A 17,289-nucleotide genomic window follows, 5' to 3' on the forward strand; every position below is an offset into this window, starting at 1 on the left:
ATTAAGCGCGGGAGTTCCAGTGCCAGCGCAACATGCGCCGTCACGCGTGCTTCAAGTTTCCTTGTCATCCATGAGAACAAAGACCGCGCCGGTCAGTGTTGCGCCGATCGCAAAGCTCGTCACGAGTGCGATGACGAACACGAAAATGGCCGGGCTTCCACCGTCTCTGAGCAGCGCCGCGACGGCCGGATTGAGGAGCACGAGCGCGAGGCCAAAGGTGAGCCCGAGGGCCGCACCCATCATCGCCTGCATCATCAGCGTGATGGCGCCTGCCGTCGAAACCAAACGTGGCGATTTTCGCGTGCGCATTGTCGTCCTCGACAATCATTCTGAGAACGCGCCGGATCATCGCGAGTTCCTAGAACGCCGTATCTGCCTGAATAAATGTTCATCTTGCGCGATTTTCAGGTGGCGTTCATGCAAGGCCTGAGAAGATCGGGACCGAAGCAACGACAAGGAAAGCTTGATCATGGGAAAGGTGATTTATCTGTACCGCTCCCTTGCCTATCGCAACGCAGCGGCGGAAATGCTGCGCAAGGCGCGCACGCTGCCGCGTGGCGCGGAGCAGCGCGCCGCGCGCAGCTACGCGATGGCATTGCGCGATCTGGAGCGGAACGAAGCCTGGCTCGAGGGGCGCATCGCGGATGCGCCGTTGCAGATGCAGGCGGTGAGGGTGCGCGCCCGACGCTAGAGCGTGAACCGGAAAAGTGTGGAGCGGTTTTCCCTCGCGACAAACGCGGAACGCGTTTGCACGGGGATCATGGTCAAACAACAACCTGGAGCGCGACGACGATTCATCCCAATCGCGCTTTAGCCTGAGGCGCGCTGCAATTCGCCGGCGATCGCTGCGTCGAAATTTCCGGCTGCCGGCAGCGTCGCCTTTCCTGTCAGTGGCACTTCGAGGCGGCACAGCAGCCCCTCGGCGCGCCAATCGAATTGCGCCTGTCCGCCGAGCTGGGACTCGACGCTCGCGAGCAGGCTCTTGGTGCCGAAGCCGCGCACCTTCGGCTGCCTGACCAGCGGCCCGCCGGATTCCTCCCAGGTCAGCGCGAGCATCTCGCCACTCACCTCCCAGCCGATCGCAAGCCGCCCCGACCGCGTCGACAGCGCGCCGTATTTGGCCGAATTGGTAAACAGCTCGTGCAGTGCCAGCGCTAGCGTTTGCGCGGTAGCAGGGGCGAGCTGCACTTCGGGACCCGACAGACGGATCTGGCCGCCAAGCGAATAGGGCGCGAGCTCCTCTTCGATCAGCTTTTTGATCTCCGCGCCCTGCCAGCTCGACAGCGACAGGATGGTGTGCACGCGCGCCAGTGCATTGATACGTCCTTCGACTGCATTGACGTAGGTCTTGACGTCGTCGGCGCGGGTCAGCCGGACGATTGATTGCGCGAGCGCCAGGGCGTTCTTGGCGCGGTGATCGACTTCGCGAGCGAGCAGATTCTGCCGCTCCTCGGCGCGCTTGCGCTCGGTGATGTCGACGGTGACGCCACTCACTCGCACCACGCGTCCGTCTCCGTCCAGCGTTGCCGCCGCCGTTCCGACGCACCAGCGCACCTCGCCATCTGGCCGCTGAATACGGAATTCGGCTTCATAGGCGCGCGTGCCCGTGTTGAATTCGGCGATCGCCTTGCGGAACTGGTCGACGTCATCGGGGTGCAGCAGCGCCTGCACGCTGGCCGAGGTGACGTAGAACGCCTCCGGGGTGACGCCGAAAATACGATACTGTCCTTCGTCCCACATCCAGTCGCCGTTGACCCAGTCCCAGTCCCAGGACCCCATTTTGCCAGCGGCAATCGCCATGCTGCGCCGCTGCTCGCTTTCGAGCAGCTTGGCGGTGGAGCTTTCAAGCTCGGCGGTGCGCGCGCGAACCCGATCCTCCAGTTCCCGGTTCAGCCGCTCGAGCTCGCGGGTCTTGCGGTAGAGCTCGGCGAACACCTTGATCTTGGCGCGCAGCACCTCCGGAACGACCGGCACCGGAACGTAGTCGACCGCGCCCATCTCGTAACCGCGCAGGCGATCGATGTCAGATACCTGGATTGCCGAGATGAAGATCATCGCGATCTTCTGGAAGCGCGGATGCTCGCGGATCATTGCCGCGAGCTCGAAGCCGTCGAGCTCGGGCATGCAGACGTCGACCAGGATCACCGCAATCTCGCTCTTCAGCAAAATTTCCAGCGCCTCCCGACCGGACGAGGCGATCACGAGGTTCTCGCCGAGGTCCTTCAGAATCACCTCGTAGGCGAGCAGCTTGGCCGGCTGGTCGTCGACGAGGAGGATGTTGACCTTTTCGTGGTCCATACTCGGATCCCACTCAGCGATGCAGCCACATGCGGATCGCAAGCAGCAATTGATCGGTGTTGACGGGTTTGGCGAGATAGTCGGAGGCGCCCGCTTCCAGACATTTCTCGCGGTCGCCCTTCATTGCCTTCGCAGTCAGCGCGATGATCGGCAGGCGCAAAAAGGCCGGGTTCCCCCGGATCACGCCGATGGTCTGATAGCCATCCATCTGCGGCATCATGATGTCCATGAGCACGATCGCGATCTCCGGATTGGATTCCACCAGCGCCACCGCCTCGCGGCCGGTGGTAGCGGTCAGCACCTTCATGCCGCGCCGCTCCAGCACGCTCGACAGCGCGAAGATGTTGCGGGCATCGTCGTCGACGAGCAGAGCGGTTTTGCCGATCAGGTCCTCGTCGGAACTGTTCAGCTTCTCCAGCATGCGCTGCTTTTCGGTCGGCAGCTCGGTGATCACCCGGTGCAGGAACAGCGCGGTTTCGTCGAGCAGGCGTTCGGGCGATTCCACGCCCTTGACCACGATGCTGCGCGCCATGGTGTGGAGCTCGGCATCCTCTTCGGCCGAGAGCTCTCGGCCGGTGAAGACCACGACCGGGATGTTGGACAGCGCCTCGTCGCTGCGGATCTGGTCCAGCACCTCGAAGCCGCTCATGTCCGGCAGGCGCAGGTCCAGCACCACGCAGTCGTAAGGAGCGTCGCGCAGCGTCGAGAGCGCGCCGGCGCCGGTGTCGGCCGCCACGATCTCGATGTCGTCGTGATGCAGTAGCTCGCGGATCGAGAGCTGCTCGGCTTCGTTGTCCTCCACGATCAAGAGCCGCTTGCGACGCGGTCTTGCATATTCCTTGATCTGGGTCAGCGCAGCGGAAACGCCCTCGGTCGTGGTCGGCTTGTTGACGAAGGAGAACGCGCCGCGGGCGAGCGCGTGCTGGCGGTCCTCGTCCAGCGTGATGATCTGCACGGGGATGTGGCGGGTCAGCGGATTGTGCTTGAGCTGGCTCAACACCGTCCAGCCCAGCATGTCCGGCAGGAAGACGTCGAGCGACACCGCCGTCGGCTGATACTGCTTGGCGAGCTCCAGGGCTTCAGCGCCGCGTGCGGCGACCAGCACCTTGAAACCCTTATCGCGGGCGAGATCGACCAGCACACGGGCATAATGCGGATCGTCCTCGACGATCAGCAGAATGGTGTCTCCCGGCTCGAGATTGAGCCGGTCGTCAGGCAGTTGCTCGATGACCCGCTCGGGCGCACTTGCCTGCGCCTGGAGCGCGGGCGGCTGATGGGCCGCGGGCGCAGCACGCGACGCGAGCGTTGGCCCCGAGTATTTGAGCGGCAGGTACAGAGTGAAAGTCGAGCCCTTGCCGGTGGCGCTCCGCAGGTGGATCTCGCCGCCGAGCAGGCTTGCGAGCTCGCGGCTGATCGCAAGCCCGAGGCCGGTGCCGCCATATTTGCGGCTGGTGCCGGCATCGGCCTGCTGGAATGCCTCGAAGATCAGCTTCTGCTTCTCCAGGGGAATGCCGATACCGGAATCAGAGACCTCGAACGCGATCACGGCCGGCGCAGCGTTGAGCACGGGGTGATCAGGCGTCCAGCCACCCAGCGCGCCGGCGACCTTCAGTCGCACGCCGCCTTCGGCCGTGAACTTGAAGGCGTTCGACAGCAGGTTCTTCAGCACCTGCTGCAGCCGCTTGGAGTCGGTGACGATGCTGCGGGCGAGGTTCGGATCGACCTCGATGTTGAAGGACAGGCTGCGGTTCTCCGCCTCGTGCCGGAACGGACGTCCGACGGTCTCCAGCAGGTTCGCAGTCAGGATCTCCTCGGCATCGACCGTCACCGTGCCGGACTCGATCTTGGAAAGATCGAGAATGTCGCTGATCAGGTTCAAGAGGTCGGTGCCGGCGCCGTGGATCGTGCGGGCGAACTCGACCTGCTTGGCCGATAGGTTGCCATCCGGATTGTCGGTGAGCTGCTGGCCGAGGATCAGGATCGAGTTCAGCGGCGTGCGCAGTTCGTGACTCATATTGGCAAGGAATTCGGACTTGTATTTCGAAGTCAGTGCGAGCTCGGTCGCTTTTTCCTCCAGCGCGCGGCGGGCCTGTTCGATCTCCTGGTTCTTGCGCTCGACTTCCACGTTGCGCTCGGCGAGTTGCTGCGCCTTCAGCTCGAGCTGCTCGTTGGTCTGCTGCAATTCGCGCTGCTGGGCCTGGAGTTCGCCTGCAAGCTGTTGCGACTGCTTGAGCAGGCCTTCGGTTTGCATCGTCGCCTCGATCGAGTTGAGCACGATGCCGATGGAGTCCGTGAGCTGCTCGAGGAAAGTCATTTGCGAGGTCGTGAATGAAGCGAGCGAGGCAAGCTCGATGACCGCCTTGACCTGGCTCTCGAACAGCACCGGCAGCACCACCAGGTTCTTTGGCACGGCGCGCAGCAGCGCCGAGTTGATCGGCACCACGTCGGCGGGGATGTCCGCGACCACGCGCGGGCGCTTGTCGAGCGCACATTGTCCGGCGAGTCCGTCACCGAATTGCAGCACCTGAGGATAGGGATAGGCGCCGTCGCCGGCATAGGAGGCGAGCAGGCGGAGCTGCGGGCTGTCCTCGTTCTCGATCTGGTAGATCACGCCGGTATGGGCGTTCACCAGCGGCGACAGCTCCGAGAGCAGGAGACGGCCGACGGTGGTGAGGTCGCGCTGGCCCTGGAGCATGTTGGTGAATTTGGCGAGGTTCGTCTTCAGCCAATCCTGCTCGGTGTTCACGTCCGTGGTGAGACGCAGGTTGGTAATCATGGTGTTGATGTTGTCTTTCAGCTCCGCGACCTCGCCGCGCGCATCGACCTGGATCGACCGGGTCAGGTCGCCCTTGGTGACAGCGGTCGCGACCTCCGCGATGGCGCGCACCTGCGAGGTGAGATTCGCCGCCAGCAGGTTGACGTTGCCGGTCAGGTCCTTCCACGTACCCGCCGCGCCCGGCACGTTGGCCTGGCCGCCAAGGCGTCCCTCGACGCCTACTTCGCGTGCCACCGAGGTCACCTGGTCAGCGAAGGTCGCAAGCGTCTCGGTCATGTTGTTGATGGTGTCGCCCAGAGCGGCGACCTCGCCCTTCGACTTCACAGTGAGATTCTGCTTGAGGTCGCCGTTCGCAACCGCGGTCACGACCTTGACGATGCCGCGCACCTGCTCGGTGAGGTTGGCCGCCATGAAGTTCACCGTGTCGGTGAGGTCCTTCCAGGTGCCGGCGACGCCAGGCACCTGGGCCTGGCCGCCGAGCTTGCCTTCGGTGCCGACCTCGCGCGCCACGCGCGTCACCTCGCCGGCGAAGGCGTTGAGCTGGTCCACCATGGTGTTGATGGTGTTCTTCAGTTCGAGGATCTCGCCCTTCACATCGACGGTGATCTTGCGGGAGAGGTCGCCGCGGGCCACGGCGGTCGTGACCTCGGCGATGTTGCGGACCTGCGTGGTGAGGTTTGCGGCGAGGAGATTGACGTTGTCGGTGAGGTCCTTCCAGGTGCCGCCGACGCCGGGCACCACGGCCTGACCGCCGAGCCGCCCTTCGGTGCCGACCTCGCGCGCAACACGCGTCACTTCGGCGGCGAAGGAGCGGAGCTGTTCGACCATCGTGTTCAGCGTGTCCTTGAGCAGCAGGATCTCGCCGCGCACGTCGACCGTGATCTTCTTCGAAAGGTCGCCGCCGGCAATGGCGGTGGCGACCTCGGCGATGTTGCGGACCTGTGCCGTCAGGTTCGAGGCCATGAAGTTGACGTTGTCGGTAAGGTCCTTCCAGGTGCCGGCGACTTCAGGCACTTGCGCCTGGCCGCCGAGCTTGCCTTCGGTGCCGACCTCGCGCGCGACGCGCGTCACTTCCGATGCGAAGGCATTGAGCTGGTCCACCATGGTATTGATGGTGTTTTTCAGCTCAAGGATTTCGCCGCGCACGTCGACGGTGATTTTGCGGGACAAGTCGCCGCGCGCCACGGCGGTCGTCACCTCGGCGATGTTGCGGACTTGGGCGGTGAGGTTGCCCGCCATCGAGTTCACGCTATCGGTGAGGTCCTTCCAGGTTCCGGCGACGCCGGGCACGTTGGCCTGGCCGCCCAGACGGCCTTCGGTGCCGACCTCGCGCGCCACGCGCGTCACCTCGCCTGCGAAGCGGTTGAGCTGGTCGACCATCGTGTTCAGGGTGTCCTTGAGCTGAAGGATCTCGCCGCGCACGTCGACGGTAATTTTTCGTGACAAGTCGCCGCCGGCGATGGCGGTTGCCACTTCGGCGATATTGCGGACCTGGGCGGTGAGGTTACCCGCCATCGAGTTCACGCTATCGGTGAGATCCTTCCAGGTGCCGGCGACGCCGGGCACCTCGGCTTGGCCGCCGAGTTTGCCTTCGGTGCCGACTTCGCGCGCGACGCGCGTCACTTCTCCGGCGAAGGCGTTGAGCTGGTCGACCATGGTGTTGAGCGTTTCCTTGAGCTGTAGGATCTCGCCCGACACGTTCACGGTGATCTTCTTCGATAGGTCGCCCTTGGCCACAGCTGTCGCGACCTCGGCGATGTTGCGGACTTGGCCGGTCAGGTTCGAGGCCATCGAGTTGACCGAGTCGGTCAAGTCCTTCCAGGTGCCGGCAACGCCACGCACCTGCGCCTGGCCGCCGAGCTTGCCTTCGGTGCCGACCTCGCGCGCCACGCGCGTCACTTCGCCCGCGAACGCGTTGAGCTGGTCCACCATCGTGTTGATGGTGTCCTTCAGCTCCAGGATTTCGCCGCGCACGTCAACGGTGATCTTCTTCGACAAGTCGCCGTTCGCGACCGCCGTCGTCACCTCGGCGATGTTGCGGACCTGGGCGGTGAGGTTCGAGGCCATCGAGTTGACGCTCTCCGTCAGATCTTTCCAGGTGCCGGCGACGCCGAGCACGTTGGCCTGTCCGCCGAGCCGCCCTTCGGTGCCGACCTCGCGCGCGACGCGCGTCACTTCTCCGGCGAAGGCGTTGAGCTGATCGACCATGGTGTTGAGCGTTTCCTTGAGCTGAAGGATCTCGCCCGACACGTTCACGGTAATCTTCTTGGAAAGGTCGCCGCTCGCGATCGCGGTCGCGACATCGGCGATGTTGCGGACCTGCGCAGTCAGGTTCGAGGCCATGAAGTTGACGTTGTCGGTGAGGTCCTTCCAGGTGCCGGCCACACCGGGCACCTGGGCCTGTCCGCCAAGCTTTCCTTCGGTGCCGACCTCGCGCGCGACGCGCGTCACTTCGGATGCAAAGGAGTTGAGCTGGTCCACCATGGTGTTGATGGTGTCCTTCAGCTCCAGAATTTCGCCGCGTACGTCCACCGTGATCTTTCGCGAGAGGTCGCCGCGCGCGACCGCCGTCGTCACGTGGGCGATGTTGCGCACCTGCGCGGTCAGGTTGCCGCACATCGCATTGACGGAGTCGGTGAGGTCCTTCCAGGTGCCAGCGACGCCGGGCACGATGGCCTGGCCGCCGAGCTTGCCGTCGGTGCCGACCTCGCGCGCGACGCGCGTCACCTCCGAGGCGAAGGAGCGAAGCTGGTCCACCATCGTGTTGATTGCTTCCTTGAGCTGCAAAATCTCGCCGCGGACGTCGACCGTGATCTTCTTGGAGAGGTCGCCATTGGCCACCGCGATCGTCACCTCCGCGAGGTTGCGCACCTGGTTGGTCAGGTTGTTCGCCATCGAGTTGACGCTCTCGGTCAGATCCTTCCAGACGCCGGTGACTTCCGGCACCTGGGCCTGGCCGCCGAGCTTGCCTTCGGTGCCAACCTCACGCGCGACGCGCGTCACCTCGGAGGTGAACACGCCGAGCTGCTTGATCATGGTGTTGACGATGGTCGCCGATTGCAAGAATTCGCCGCGCAAGGGGCGGCCGTCGACGTCGAGCTTGACGGTCTGCAGCAGATCGCCTTGCGCCACCGCCGCGACCGCGCGCGTCACCTCGCGGGTCGGCCACAGGAGATCGTCGATCAGCGTGTTGACCGAGCCCTCCATGTCGGCCCAGGAGCCGCTCGCCAGCCCGAATTTCACGCGCTGCCGCGTCTTGCCTTCGCGCCCTACCACCTGGCCGACGAGCTCGAGCTGCTGCGCCATGCGCTGGTTTGCGGCGATGATCTCATTGAAGGTGTCGGCGATCTTGCCGTCGATGCCGAGATAGTCGCCGCTCATGCGCACCGAGAAATCGCCGCTGCGCATCGCTTGCAATGCCAGCAGCAATTCCTGCCGGGAGTCGGCTTCCGAAGTGCCATTGACGTTTCGCTTGGGGACGCGACGACCCGATTGCGAAACTGGTCCGGGATCGAGGTCGCTCATGTCATTCCCCCCGCAGATGCGTTTTAGAATTCAATGCAAGTACGCAGTTTTCGAAATAGAACGTCAGCCAAATTGCAAATCAAGCTGCAACATTGGAGCATGGATAATTGGAACCTGCCTCACTCAACCCGGTGAAAACAACGCGGGGATGAGAATAGGGTTCCATCCAATTCTAGGAATTTTTTCTTTGCCTTCGCGCGCGCTGTTCCGGATGCGGAACGGCGAAGCGGCTTTGATCGGAACGGAGCGCGCAACCTAGTTATGAAAACAATGACCGTAGCCATAGCGACCAGCTTGCTGGTCGCCGGTGCGGCCTATGCGCAGAACGGTGCACCGAGCGGCCGCGGGGCCATCACGGGAGATCCGGCGGCAAGTTCGGCCACTCCCGGCTCCGCACCGACGACGGGAGCAGCAACGCAGCCGAGCCGGAGCGGCAGTGGCACGTCTACCTCGGGTGGCCGGGACTACAAGGGCGACCAGGGCCGGGACAAGATGCCCGAGAGCAATCGCACCGTGAAGCCGAAAAACGAGCAGCATCATCCCGTACGATGAGCGCCTACTTGTCGGCCGTGGTACGCGCAGCGTCCCTGAGCTGCGATCGCAGGATCGGCAACTGTTCGCGCGCGAAGGCGCTGAGCGCTTTATTGTCGGGCGCCCGCAGATAGCGCTCGAGCAGGTCGATGGTCTCTTCGTATTCGGCGATCTGCGCCGCATAGAATCGCCTGACATAGGCCGGGCCTTCGGAGTCGTCGGGGCCGGTGAGTGCGGCGCCCGCTGTCGAGGCCCTGCGAACGTTCGGCTCGGCGCCAATCGCTTGCTGAATCTGCTTCAGCGACTTTTCGCGCTTGGCTGCATCCTCGGCCCGCGAAATCGCCAGGGTCTTGACCTCCTGATTACCCCGAAGATCGGCGCTCTCGAGCAGGCCCTGCTGGAATCGCCCGAACGCATAGAGGTCGCCGATGACGTCGGTTGCCGTCGGCGTGCGCGCGGAATCGTGCCGTGCCCATGCGCGTTCACCGCTATTGTCGGCGAGTGCAGCGGCGCTCATGAACAACAGGACAGTGGTGACGATCATGCGCATGGACCGTCAATAGCGGGCTCAAGCAGAAGTTCCCGCGACATTACGATCCGGTAAGGGCGGTTGCGTCCAGCACTTTTGCTCCCCAACTGTTTGACATGAAGCAATCCGACATCTTCAGAGAAAACGCCGAGAACTGCCTGCATCTTGCCGAGCGGGCCGAGGGACAACCCGCCTTCAAACGCTACCAGCGAATGGCGGAGGCCTGGTCGGCGCTGGCGGAGGAGCAGGACTGGCTCGACGGCGAAATTCCGCCAGTTGCCCAACGCGTGCCGCAAAAGAAGCCGACATCCTAGCCGCTCTCGCGTTCGTGAGTCCGCGTGTGAGACCGCTCACGGACGATGCGCGACCAACTGACGATGATCCGGAGTACGGTCGCTACAGACCGCGTTTGTTCGTTTCTAGCAGGAGGATTGCAATGGCTCCCCGTCTGGCTCTGTTCGTCCTCATCATGGCGTTTGGCATTTCTGCCACCGTCGCGACCGTGACGACGCTGCGGCAAGTCCATTTGGCGCATTCGTCGCCACCTGTCGCGCAGCATGCGCGCAGTTAGGCGCGGTTGACCTCCCTGATTCCCCGCTGATCCGGAACCATTGCGGTTGCGGCGCGTAAGCTTCTTGAAGACAGATGGAAAGCGGGAAGTACAACCATGACGCATTCCAACCATGGCATCGTTCGCGACAAGCGCGCCGAAGAGCAGCCGCGCGACAAGCAGCGCGCGCAAACCGTCCACAAATCCGGTGCGAAGGGTCCGCCGTCAAAGGAAGCAACGCGCGATCCTGCGCTGAATGATGAGGCCAAGACGCCGGGCTCGGGCATGACCCCTGATGATTCCGGCACGCCCCCGACCGGTTGAGACCCAGAGGAACGAATCCATCTCGGACGCGTAAGTGGATTGCTTGCGGCTTCATACCCCGGTGGGCCGGAAGCAATATCCAAGGACGGCCCTGGCACCCCCCGTGCCGGGGTCGTTTGCCGTTGTGCTCTCGCGAGTGCGGTCAATCCTCGGCATCGCCATCGGCAGCGCCCGGCGTGTGGCCCTCGGGGCCGCGACCGAACACGCCATAGTCGCTCGACTTGACGCCCGCCAGCCCGTCGATGCCAGCACTGGCGAGACCAAGCTTGAGAAGTTCGCGCACCGCGGCGGCGCGTGTCGGCATGCGGTGGCGAAAGCGGAAATCGTCGACGGCACTCAGTTCTTCAGGCGAGAGCATGACCTGTAGTCGCTCGGCGCGAAGATCGTTCATGTTCAGCCACTCAAAGTTGGCAAGGTGAGTAGTTTACTCAACGAACCAACTCGGCGGGGGTTCCGCAAGCTCCTCAAATTCCACCAAATGAGTGAAATTATTACGTAAAATCAATAACTTATGTAATTGCGCGGGCCGCTACAAAGGTTCAGGCTGGAGGTCAATATCGCTCCAAGAACTGGAGAGACGCTATGCCCGATCAGGTCAGACTGCCGCGCAAACTATCCGAAGAGCCCGAGGCGCCGGAGCCGCGCCGGCCGAGTCATCGGAGGGTGATTGAGCAACTCGATCGCTGGGCCAATAGCCCGGGCCTGCAGCCCCCACGAGGTCGCGATGCGGAAACGGAAACGTTCTGATCCCCACACATTCGAGCAACGGCTCGAAGAGCATCGACGTCGGCTCGAAGGGGAGCTTGCAAAGCTGCGAGGTGGACGGCAGCGCGAGTTGCTTCTGGCGCGTCTTGAGCAGCTTCAGGCTGCCGCCGAGATGCACGAGTTTCTGTCGCTACGACGCTAGGCCGTTGGCCGATGCGTGGCCGTGCTGCCGGCCATGGCGTACGACGTGCAGCTTGCGACGCAGCCACCACATCGATACCGCGACGGTTCCCCACGCGAGCAGTGCGACTGCAAAAGGCCGCTGCAAGGCTTGCCGAGACGGTGACGTAGAACACGCCTGCGAAGGCGGCCAGGCCGATGCTTCCCAATCCAGCGCCTGCAGCATCGAGCGCAGCAGCCTGTCAGCCGCGCCTTTCGCCGTTCAGAGCAGCCTTCTGCTTCTTGCGGCGTTCGTGGCGATCGATCAGCGTGGCGCTGGCGCAGAAGATCGCAGGAAGTGCGAGGAGCAGGCCGCCTACGGACGGGCCGCATTGCTTGGCGATGAGACCGGCCAGAATTGCTTGTTGAAGGGCGGTTTCGGGTAACGTGATGTCGGGTCGATGAGTCTTTGCTCGGCCACGTGCTCGTCTCCTTTCGACGCCAATGGCAGCGAAGCCCGCATGAACGACATGCCAGCGAGTTATCGTGCTCGCTGCTCGTGCGTTCTCTCCGCTGGTTTTCGGCGCTCAATGCGCAAAGAGGAGCATCGTTGCTGGGAAGTGGCGGGATGCCGACAAGTCTGTCGGCATCCGCAATGCGGCGTAGCATTCTTACTTGCTGGACTGGCCGACGCTCGGCGCCTTGCCGAGCTCCTGCGCCATGTCGAGATGGTGCTTCAGCGCCGGCAGCGTCTTGCCGGCCCAATTCTTCAGTTCGGGATTGTCGCCGCCATTGGCGTAGCGCTCGAACAACGACACCGCATCCTTGTGTGCGCTGACCTGATAGGAGTCGTAATCCGAGCTGAAGTCCTTGCCCGACGCGCCCTTGAGCTTGTCGAGCTTGCTCTGGTGCGAGCTGTCGAGCGTCGTCGGCGCCGTCGCCTGGACCTTGCCACTGCTGACGAGTTGCTTCAGCTCCGTCGAGGTCTTGGTGTGATCGGTCAACATCTGCTGCGCGAAGGTCTTCTCCTGCGCATTGCCCTTCTGCTCGGCGAGCTTGCTTGATTCGATTTCGAACATGTCGCTGATCGCAACTTCCTTGACGAAATCGGCCGTGGCGGGAGCCACGCCGAGCACCGAGTTCACGCCGGTCTTCTCGCCAACCGATTGCGCGAGCACGGGGCTTGCGAGCAGGCAGCAGCCGAGTGCGATCAGTGTGCTTCTCATGATCCTCATCCTCCGAACTTGACGGCGTACAGAAACCGGTCGCCGCACTGGTTTTGTGCGGCGACCAACATTCGGGTTGAGCGCTTGTTCCAATGCGCCGCTAGTCGGTCGGATTGCGGCCGGCGCGCGGGTTAAGCGGCTTGGTCGGCGGCCGGCGCAGCCCTTCGGGGAGGAACGGCTCGTCGGCTTGCGCGCTCGGCATCGCGCGCACGTCGGCGTAACGCTGTGCCCTTTCGTGCGGTGTCTCGTTGTTGTTGATCCGCCGCTTCACGTCGACGCCGTCCACGGGATCGTTGACGCCATGCTGGATGTCGCGAAAGTCGCTCATGTCTCACTCCTTTCCCGGCATGATGGATTCGAACACTGGTGCTCTTGAATTCGCGTCAGGGAAAACTGCTGCTTTTCAGCGTTGTTCCAGGCCGCAGCGGGGAACACGTGGCGAGAGCGCCGGAACGATCGCTTCGCGGCTTGGTTGATCCGTAAAAGCGAGTCTCAACGGAGATCTCAAGATGATGGATCAAGGTGAAACAGGCGCTCTGATCGGCAGCGACAAGGTCGAGGGGACTTCGGTCTATGGCGTCGACCACAACAAGATCGGTTCGATCGAGCGCGTCATGATCGACAAGAAGAGCGGCAGGGTTTCTTACGCCGTGCTCGGCTTCGGCGGGTTCCTCGGGCTCGGCAACGATCATTATCCGCTGCCCTGGCAGTCGCTGAAATACGACACCGACCTCGGCGGCTACGTCACCGGCATCACAGCCAAGGAGTTGCGCGGTGCCCCGCACTATGGGGAGGCGGCCGAGTGGAACTGGAGCGACGAGGCCAGGGTGCGCGCGCTGAACGCCTACTATGGCGTGCCGATCATCTAGCGCAGGTTTCGAACAGGAGTTTCCGATGAGCAGGGAAAAGCCCACGGACGATCCCCGGCAGGAAAACGACTGGGGATCGCACGCACAGACGGACAAGCCCTGGAAGGGCAATCCGGAGAAAGAACAGAGGTCGGGTGAGGCGAAGCCCGATCTGGAGAAGTGGCACGAGAGCAAGACGCATTGGGTGTGTGATTGATGAGCCGCGCGCCACGCACTCCGACGTCATGTCCCGGCTTGACCGGGCGATCCAGTACGCCGCGACGGTCGTGATGAAACTCGCTGTCTCTTGAATACTGGATGCCCCGGTCAAGCCGGGACATGACAGCAGTGGTTGGCGCTTGGGCCGAACGAGCCATGACACCTTTGAACTGACCGAGGAATGAAGCCGTGGATGCTCAAACACGAGCGCGTGGGCCATCCGCGGAGCAGCCGCAACAGCCCCCGCACAAGGACGGCCCTCAGGACGCCTCGGACAAGGCGCACAAGGCGCCCGATGCATCGCGCGCGGCAACACCCGCACCCTCGTTGCGCGACCGCCTGCGCGAGCACTGGTTGCTCACGACAGCGGGTGCCCTTGTTCTGATCGCCGTGCTCGTGGCAGGCCTCGTCTACTGGCTGAACATCCGGCACTATGAATCGACCGACGATGCCTTCATTGCCGCGCGCAGCTTTTCCGTCGCCTCGAAGGTCGGCGGCTACGTCACCGAGATCCCCGTCACCGACAACCAGCACGTCAATGCCGGCGATCTGCTGGCGCGGATCGACGGGCGCGACTATCAGATCGCGCTCGACCAGGCCGAGGCGCAAGTTGCGGCCTCGCAGGCCAATATCGGCAACGTCGAGGCCCAGATCGAGTCCCAGAAGGAGCAGATCAACGAGGCCAAGTCCCAGCTCGAACAGGCCCAGGCACAGCTCAAATTTGCGCAGGAAGAAGACGCGAGGGCGCAGGATCTCGTCCAGAAGGGCGCCGGAACCGTCCAGCGCGCGCAGCAGACTCACTCCGACCTTCAGGCGCAGCAGGCCAACACGGAGCGTGCGAAGACTGCGGTAACCAGCGCCGAGCTCGGAATCAAGACGCTCGAGGCGCAGCTCAAAGGTGCGAAGGCGCAATCGAAGCAGGCCGAGGCGCAGCGCGATCAGGCCAGGCTGAACGTCGACTACGCGAGCGTGCTCGCAGCCCAGCCGGGGCGCGTCGTCAAGCTCAGCGGTGCCAAGGGCACCTACGTCACGCCAGGTCAGAGCCTGATGATGTTCGTGCCGGACGATGTCTGGATCGTCGCGAACTACAAGGAAACGCAGCTCAAGGACATGCGGCCCGGCCAGTCGGTCGAGATCCGCATCGACGCTTATCCCGATCGCAAGCTCACCGGTCACGTGGCGTCGGTGCAGCCGGGCTCCGGCACGGCGTTCAGCCTGCTGCCGGCAGAGAACGCGACCGGCAATTACGTCAAGGTGGTGCAGCGCGTGCCTGTGAAGATCGTGATCGACAGCTGGCCGGCCGACCTGCCGGTGGGGCCGGGTATGTCGGTCGTGCCCTGGACGAAGGTACGATGACCGACATCGCGCACGGCGGGGCGGCGGCTGGCGGCTGGTCACCGGAGCGCTCCGCTGCGGGCGGACACAATCCCTATCTGATCGCCTTCGTGGTCTCCATCGCCACCTTCATGGAGGTGCTCGACACCACCATCGCCAACGTCTCGCTGCGCCACATCGCCGGTGGGCTCGCGGTCGGCCTCGACGAGAGTACCTACGTCATCACGAGCTACCTCGTTGCCAATGCCATTGTGCTGTCGATCTCGGGCTGGCTCTCCACCGTGATCGGCCGCAAGCGCTTCTACATGATGTGCGTTGCCACCTTTTCGGCGGCATCGCTGCTCTGCGGCTTGGCCTGGAGTCTCGAGGCTCTGGTGCTGTTCCGGATCTTGCAGGGTCTCGGCGGGGGCGGCATGGCGACCAGCGAGCAGGCGATCCTTGCCGACTCCTTTCCGCCGCACAAGCGCGGGCAAGCGTTCGCGATCTATGGCGTCGCCGTCGTGGTCGCGCCCGTGATCGGCCCGACGCTCGGCGGCTGGATTACCGATACCTATTCCTGGCACTGGGTGTTCTTGATCAACGTGCCGATGGGCCTCGTCTCGCTGTTCCTGGTCGGCACACTGATCAAGGAACCATCGGGTGCGGAAGAGGAGAGGGCAGCCCTGCTCGCCAAGGGGCTGCGTGTCGACTATATCGGCTTCATCCTGGTGGCGATCGGACTCGGTTCGCTCGAGTTCGTGCTCGATGAAGGCCAGCGCAACGATTGGTTCGGATCGAACATGATCGTTGCCTTTGCCTGTCTTTCCGCGTTTTGCCTGTTAGCGCTAATCCCCTGGGAATTGCTGCGCGACGATCCCATCGTCGATATTCGCCTGCTCGGGCGGCGGCAATTCGGCGCCTGCTTCGTGGTCATGCTGGGCACCGGCGCGGTGCTGATCTCGACGACGCAGCTCATACCGCAGCTCTTGCAGACAGAGCTGAACTATACGGCGATGCTTGCGGGTCTCGCTCTGTCGCCCGGCGGCATCGCAACATTGGTTCTGATGCCGGTGGTCGGCCGCCTCGTCGGCATGGTGCAGTCGAAATATCTCATCATGACGGGTGCGGCCATCTGCGCGGTCGCGATGTGGCATCTCACCGGAATCAACGGCGACATCACCTATGGCTATGCGGCGATGGCGCGCATCCTGCTCGCGCTCGGTCTTCCCTTCCTGTTCCTGCCGGTGACGACGGCCTCTTATGATGGCGTGCCGCCGGACAAGACCAACCAGGCATCTGCGCTCATCAACGTCGCGCGCAATATCGGCGGCTCGATGGGCGTTGCGCTGGCGCAAACCATCCTCGCCCAGCGCCAGCAATTCCACCAGAGCCGGTTGATCGAGCATCTCGCGCCGTCCGATCTCGGCTATCAGCAGAGTATAGACGCAATGACGCAGTTCTTTCAGGCGCAGGGCTCGAACGCGTCGGATGCGGCTTCGCAGGCGATCGCCTGGGTCGGCAGGACCTTGCAGCAGCAGGTCGACTTCCTTGCCTATATCGACGTGTTCTGGACGCTCGCGATCATCGCCGTCCTGATGATCCCCGTCGCTGCGATCATTCGCCCGATCGACCTGCGCACCCCGGCCCGCGGGCATTGATTGCTTTGCCGGGTTCGCAAGAGCTAGCGCGGTAAGTTGGGAAAAGAAACTTATGTGTAAGATCAGGATATTTTGGCCTGACTTATGGCCAGTGCGCCGAGAATTTGACAGTTCTGTTTTAGAACTATACGTTCGATATCAATATCACCGAACGGCCTGCGCTGTGTAGGCGGGCGACACCGCCGTGGCGCGGCCCCTCAGAGGGAGGCGAGCTTGTCCAAGCGAAACGCCACGGCTGCCATCATCGGCGCCGGTGACTATATCGGCACCGATATCGCCAAGAAGTTCGCATCTGAAGGCTTCACCGTCTTCGCCGGCCGTCGCAATGGCGACAAGCTCGCGCCGCTGGTAAAGGAGGTTGAAGCGGCCGGCGGCGAGATCCACGCCCGCTCGCTCGATGCGCGCAAGGAGGAGGAGATCATTTCCTTCCTCAATGAGGCCGACAAGCAGGCGCCGCTCGAGGTCTGCATCTTCAACGTCGGCGCCAACGTCAATTTTCCGATCCTCGACACCACCGAGCGCGTATTCCGGAAAGTCTGGGAGATGGCATGCTATTCCGGCTTCCTCGCGGGGCGCGAGGCGGCACGGTTGATGCTGCCGCGCGGCGGCGGCAACATTTTCTTCACC

Annotated in this window: 18 protein-coding genes; 11 read left to right on the forward strand and 7 right to left on the reverse strand. The window is 63.3% G+C overall.

Going from position 1 to position 17,289, the window contains the following annotated elements; genetic code table 11:
• Nucleotides 1–51: 51 nt before the first annotated feature.
• On the reverse strand, nucleotides 52–309 hold the full coding sequence (locus Q3C01_RS38920; protein ID WP_458150606.1) for a hypothetical protein: 258 nt from the start codon (nucleotides 307–309) through the stop codon (nucleotides 52–54).
• 160 nt (nucleotides 310–469) lie between these two features.
• Here Q3C01_RS38920 and Q3C01_RS38925 point away from each other — a divergent pair, with 160 nt between their 5' ends.
• On the forward strand, nucleotides 470–691 hold the full coding sequence (locus tag Q3C01_RS38925; RefSeq protein ID WP_458150607.1) for a hypothetical protein: 222 nt from the start codon (nucleotides 470–472) through the stop codon (nucleotides 689–691).
• 119 nt (nucleotides 692–810) lie between these two features.
• Here Q3C01_RS38925 and Q3C01_RS38930 read toward each other — a convergent pair whose 3' ends face one another.
• Entirely contained in the window at nucleotides 811–2,298 is a 1,488-nt protein-coding gene (locus Q3C01_RS38930) for an HWE histidine kinase domain-containing protein (RefSeq protein ID WP_458150608.1), read from the reverse strand.
• 13 nt (nucleotides 2,299–2,311) lie between these two features.
• The gene (locus Q3C01_RS38935; protein WP_458150609.1) at nucleotides 2,312–8,599 is read right to left on the reverse strand and encodes a HAMP domain-containing protein; all 6,288 of its coding nucleotides are present in this window, start codon (nucleotides 8,597–8,599) and stop codon (nucleotides 2,312–2,314) included.
• 270 nt (nucleotides 8,600–8,869) lie between these two features.
• Between Q3C01_RS38935 and Q3C01_RS38940 the strand changes: the two genes are divergently transcribed.
• On the forward strand, nucleotides 8,870–9,151 hold the full coding sequence (locus Q3C01_RS38940; protein ID WP_458150610.1) for a hypothetical protein: 282 nt from the start codon (nucleotides 8,870–8,872) through the stop codon (nucleotides 9,149–9,151).
• 4 nt (nucleotides 9,152–9,155) lie between these two features.
• On the opposite strand, the gene Q3C01_RS38945 is transcribed toward Q3C01_RS38940, so the two are convergent.
• A complete protein-coding gene (locus tag Q3C01_RS38945; protein ID WP_458150611.1) occupies nucleotides 9,156–9,680 on the reverse strand; it encodes a DUF4142 domain-containing protein in 525 nt (174 codons plus the stop codon).
• Nucleotides 9,681–9,775: 95 nt separating this feature from the next.
• Here Q3C01_RS38945 and Q3C01_RS38950 point away from each other — a divergent pair, with 95 nt between their 5' ends.
• The 3 genes from Q3C01_RS38950 (at nucleotide 9,776) to Q3C01_RS38960 (ending at nucleotide 10,533) form a co-directional block, all read left to right on the forward strand.
• On the forward strand, nucleotides 9,776–9,973 hold the full coding sequence (locus tag Q3C01_RS38950) for a hypothetical protein (protein WP_458150612.1): 198 nt from the start codon (nucleotides 9,776–9,778) through the stop codon (nucleotides 9,971–9,973).
• Nucleotides 9,974–10,095: 122 nt separating this feature from the next.
• A complete protein-coding gene (locus Q3C01_RS38955; RefSeq protein ID WP_458150613.1) occupies nucleotides 10,096–10,230 on the forward strand; it encodes a hypothetical protein in 135 nt (44 codons plus the stop codon).
• A gap of 96 nt (nucleotides 10,231–10,326) precedes the next feature.
• Nucleotides 10,327–10,533, forward strand: coding sequence for a hypothetical protein (locus tag Q3C01_RS38960; protein WP_458150614.1), 207 nt, complete (start codon nucleotides 10,327–10,329; stop codon nucleotides 10,531–10,533).
• A 142-nt stretch (nucleotides 10,534–10,675) separates the two neighbouring features.
• Here the strand turns inward: Q3C01_RS38960 and Q3C01_RS38965 are convergent, their stop codons facing one another.
• Nucleotides 10,676–10,924 carry a hypothetical protein gene (locus tag Q3C01_RS38965; protein WP_458150615.1) on the reverse strand — a complete coding sequence of 83 codons (249 nt, stop codon included), beginning with the start codon at nucleotides 10,922–10,924 and terminating at the stop codon, nucleotides 10,676–10,678.
• Nucleotides 10,925–11,257: 333 nt separating this feature from the next.
• Here Q3C01_RS38965 and Q3C01_RS38970 point away from each other — a divergent pair, with 333 nt between their 5' ends.
• Nucleotides 11,258–11,440, forward strand: a complete 183-nt coding sequence (locus tag Q3C01_RS38970) for a hypothetical protein (RefSeq protein WP_458150616.1) — start codon at nucleotides 11,258–11,260, stop codon at nucleotides 11,438–11,440.
• A gap of 628 nt (nucleotides 11,441–12,068) precedes the next feature.
• On the opposite strand, the gene Q3C01_RS38975 is transcribed toward Q3C01_RS38970, so the two are convergent.
• Both Q3C01_RS38975 and Q3C01_RS38980 read right to left on the reverse strand, forming a co-directional pair.
• Nucleotides 12,069–12,623 carry a DUF4142 domain-containing protein gene (locus Q3C01_RS38975; RefSeq protein ID WP_458150617.1) on the reverse strand — a complete coding sequence of 185 codons (555 nt, stop codon included), beginning with the start codon at nucleotides 12,621–12,623 and terminating at the stop codon, nucleotides 12,069–12,071.
• Nucleotides 12,624–12,723: 100 nt separating this feature from the next.
• Nucleotides 12,724–12,951: a hypothetical protein gene (locus Q3C01_RS38980; RefSeq protein WP_458150618.1), complete on the reverse strand. Its 228-nt coding sequence runs from the start codon at nucleotides 12,949–12,951 to the stop codon at nucleotides 12,724–12,726.
• A gap of 181 nt (nucleotides 12,952–13,132) precedes the next feature.
• Between Q3C01_RS38980 and Q3C01_RS38985 the strand changes: the two genes are divergently transcribed.
• The 5 genes from Q3C01_RS38985 to Q3C01_RS39005 form a co-directional block, all read left to right on the forward strand.
• A complete protein-coding gene (locus tag Q3C01_RS38985) occupies nucleotides 13,133–13,492 on the forward strand; it encodes a PRC-barrel domain-containing protein (protein ID WP_458150619.1) in 360 nt (119 codons plus the stop codon).
• Between the two features lie 25 nt (nucleotides 13,493–13,517).
• Nucleotides 13,518–13,688, forward strand: coding sequence for a hypothetical protein (locus tag Q3C01_RS38990; protein ID WP_458150620.1), 171 nt, complete (start codon nucleotides 13,518–13,520; stop codon nucleotides 13,686–13,688).
• Between the two features lie 191 nt (nucleotides 13,689–13,879).
• Nucleotides 13,880–15,046 (forward strand): HlyD family secretion protein, encoded by a 1,167-nt coding sequence (locus Q3C01_RS38995; protein ID WP_458150621.1) that lies wholly within the window; start codon nucleotides 13,880–13,882, stop codon nucleotides 15,044–15,046.
• Nucleotides 15,043–16,662: a DHA2 family efflux MFS transporter permease subunit gene (locus Q3C01_RS39000; protein WP_458150623.1), complete on the forward strand. Its 1,620-nt coding sequence runs from the start codon at nucleotides 15,043–15,045 to the stop codon at nucleotides 16,660–16,662. The genes Q3C01_RS38995 and Q3C01_RS39000 overlap by 4 nt, the downstream gene beginning before the upstream one ends.
• A gap of 213 nt (nucleotides 16,663–16,875) precedes the next feature.
• On the forward strand, nucleotides 16,876–17,289 hold a 414-nt coding region (locus Q3C01_RS39005), incomplete at its 3' end, for an SDR family NAD(P)-dependent oxidoreductase (RefSeq protein WP_458150624.1).

This window comes from Bradyrhizobium sp. UFLA05-109 (assembly GCF_054185165.1).

Bases quoted from the DNA above. Each gene is read 5' to 3' on its own strand.
- Q3C01_RS38920 (WP_458150606.1), bottom strand. From the start codon at position 309: ATGCGCACGCGAAAATCGCCACGTTTGGTTTCGACGGCAGGCGCCATC.
- Q3C01_RS38925 (WP_458150607.1), top strand. From the start codon at position 470: ATGGGAAAGGTGATTTATCTGTACCGCTCCCTTGCCTATCGCAACGCA.
- Q3C01_RS38930 (WP_458150608.1), bottom strand. From the start codon at position 2,298: ATGGACCACGAAAAGGTCAACATCCTCCTCGTCGACGACCAGCCGGCC.
- Q3C01_RS38935 (WP_458150609.1), bottom strand. From the start codon at position 8,599: ATGAGCGACCTCGATCCCGGACCAGTTTCGCAATCGGGTCGTCGCGTC.
- Q3C01_RS38940 (WP_458150610.1), top strand. From the start codon at position 8,870: ATGACCGTAGCCATAGCGACCAGCTTGCTGGTCGCCGGTGCGGCCTAT.
- Q3C01_RS38945 (WP_458150611.1), bottom strand. From the start codon at position 9,680: ATGCGCATGATCGTCACCACTGTCCTGTTGTTCATGAGCGCCGCTGCA.
- Q3C01_RS38950 (WP_458150612.1), top strand. From the start codon at position 9,776: ATGAAGCAATCCGACATCTTCAGAGAAAACGCCGAGAACTGCCTGCAT.
- Q3C01_RS38955 (WP_458150613.1), top strand. From the start codon at position 10,096: ATGGCTCCCCGTCTGGCTCTGTTCGTCCTCATCATGGCGTTTGGCATT.
- Q3C01_RS38960 (WP_458150614.1), top strand. From the start codon at position 10,327: ATGACGCATTCCAACCATGGCATCGTTCGCGACAAGCGCGCCGAAGAG.
- Q3C01_RS38965 (WP_458150615.1), bottom strand. From the start codon at position 10,924: ATGAACGATCTTCGCGCCGAGCGACTACAGGTCATGCTCTCGCCTGAA.
- Q3C01_RS38970 (WP_458150616.1), top strand. From the start codon at position 11,258: ATGCGGAAACGGAAACGTTCTGATCCCCACACATTCGAGCAACGGCTC.
- Q3C01_RS38975 (WP_458150617.1), bottom strand. From the start codon at position 12,623: ATGAGAAGCACACTGATCGCACTCGGCTGCTGCCTGCTCGCAAGCCCC.
- Q3C01_RS38980 (WP_458150618.1), bottom strand. From the start codon at position 12,951: ATGAGCGACTTTCGCGACATCCAGCATGGCGTCAACGATCCCGTGGAC.
- Q3C01_RS38985 (WP_458150619.1), top strand. From the start codon at position 13,133: ATGATGGATCAAGGTGAAACAGGCGCTCTGATCGGCAGCGACAAGGTC.
- Q3C01_RS38990 (WP_458150620.1), top strand. From the start codon at position 13,518: ATGAGCAGGGAAAAGCCCACGGACGATCCCCGGCAGGAAAACGACTGG.
- Q3C01_RS39000 (WP_458150623.1), top strand. From the start codon at position 15,043: ATGACCGACATCGCGCACGGCGGGGCGGCGGCTGGCGGCTGGTCACCG.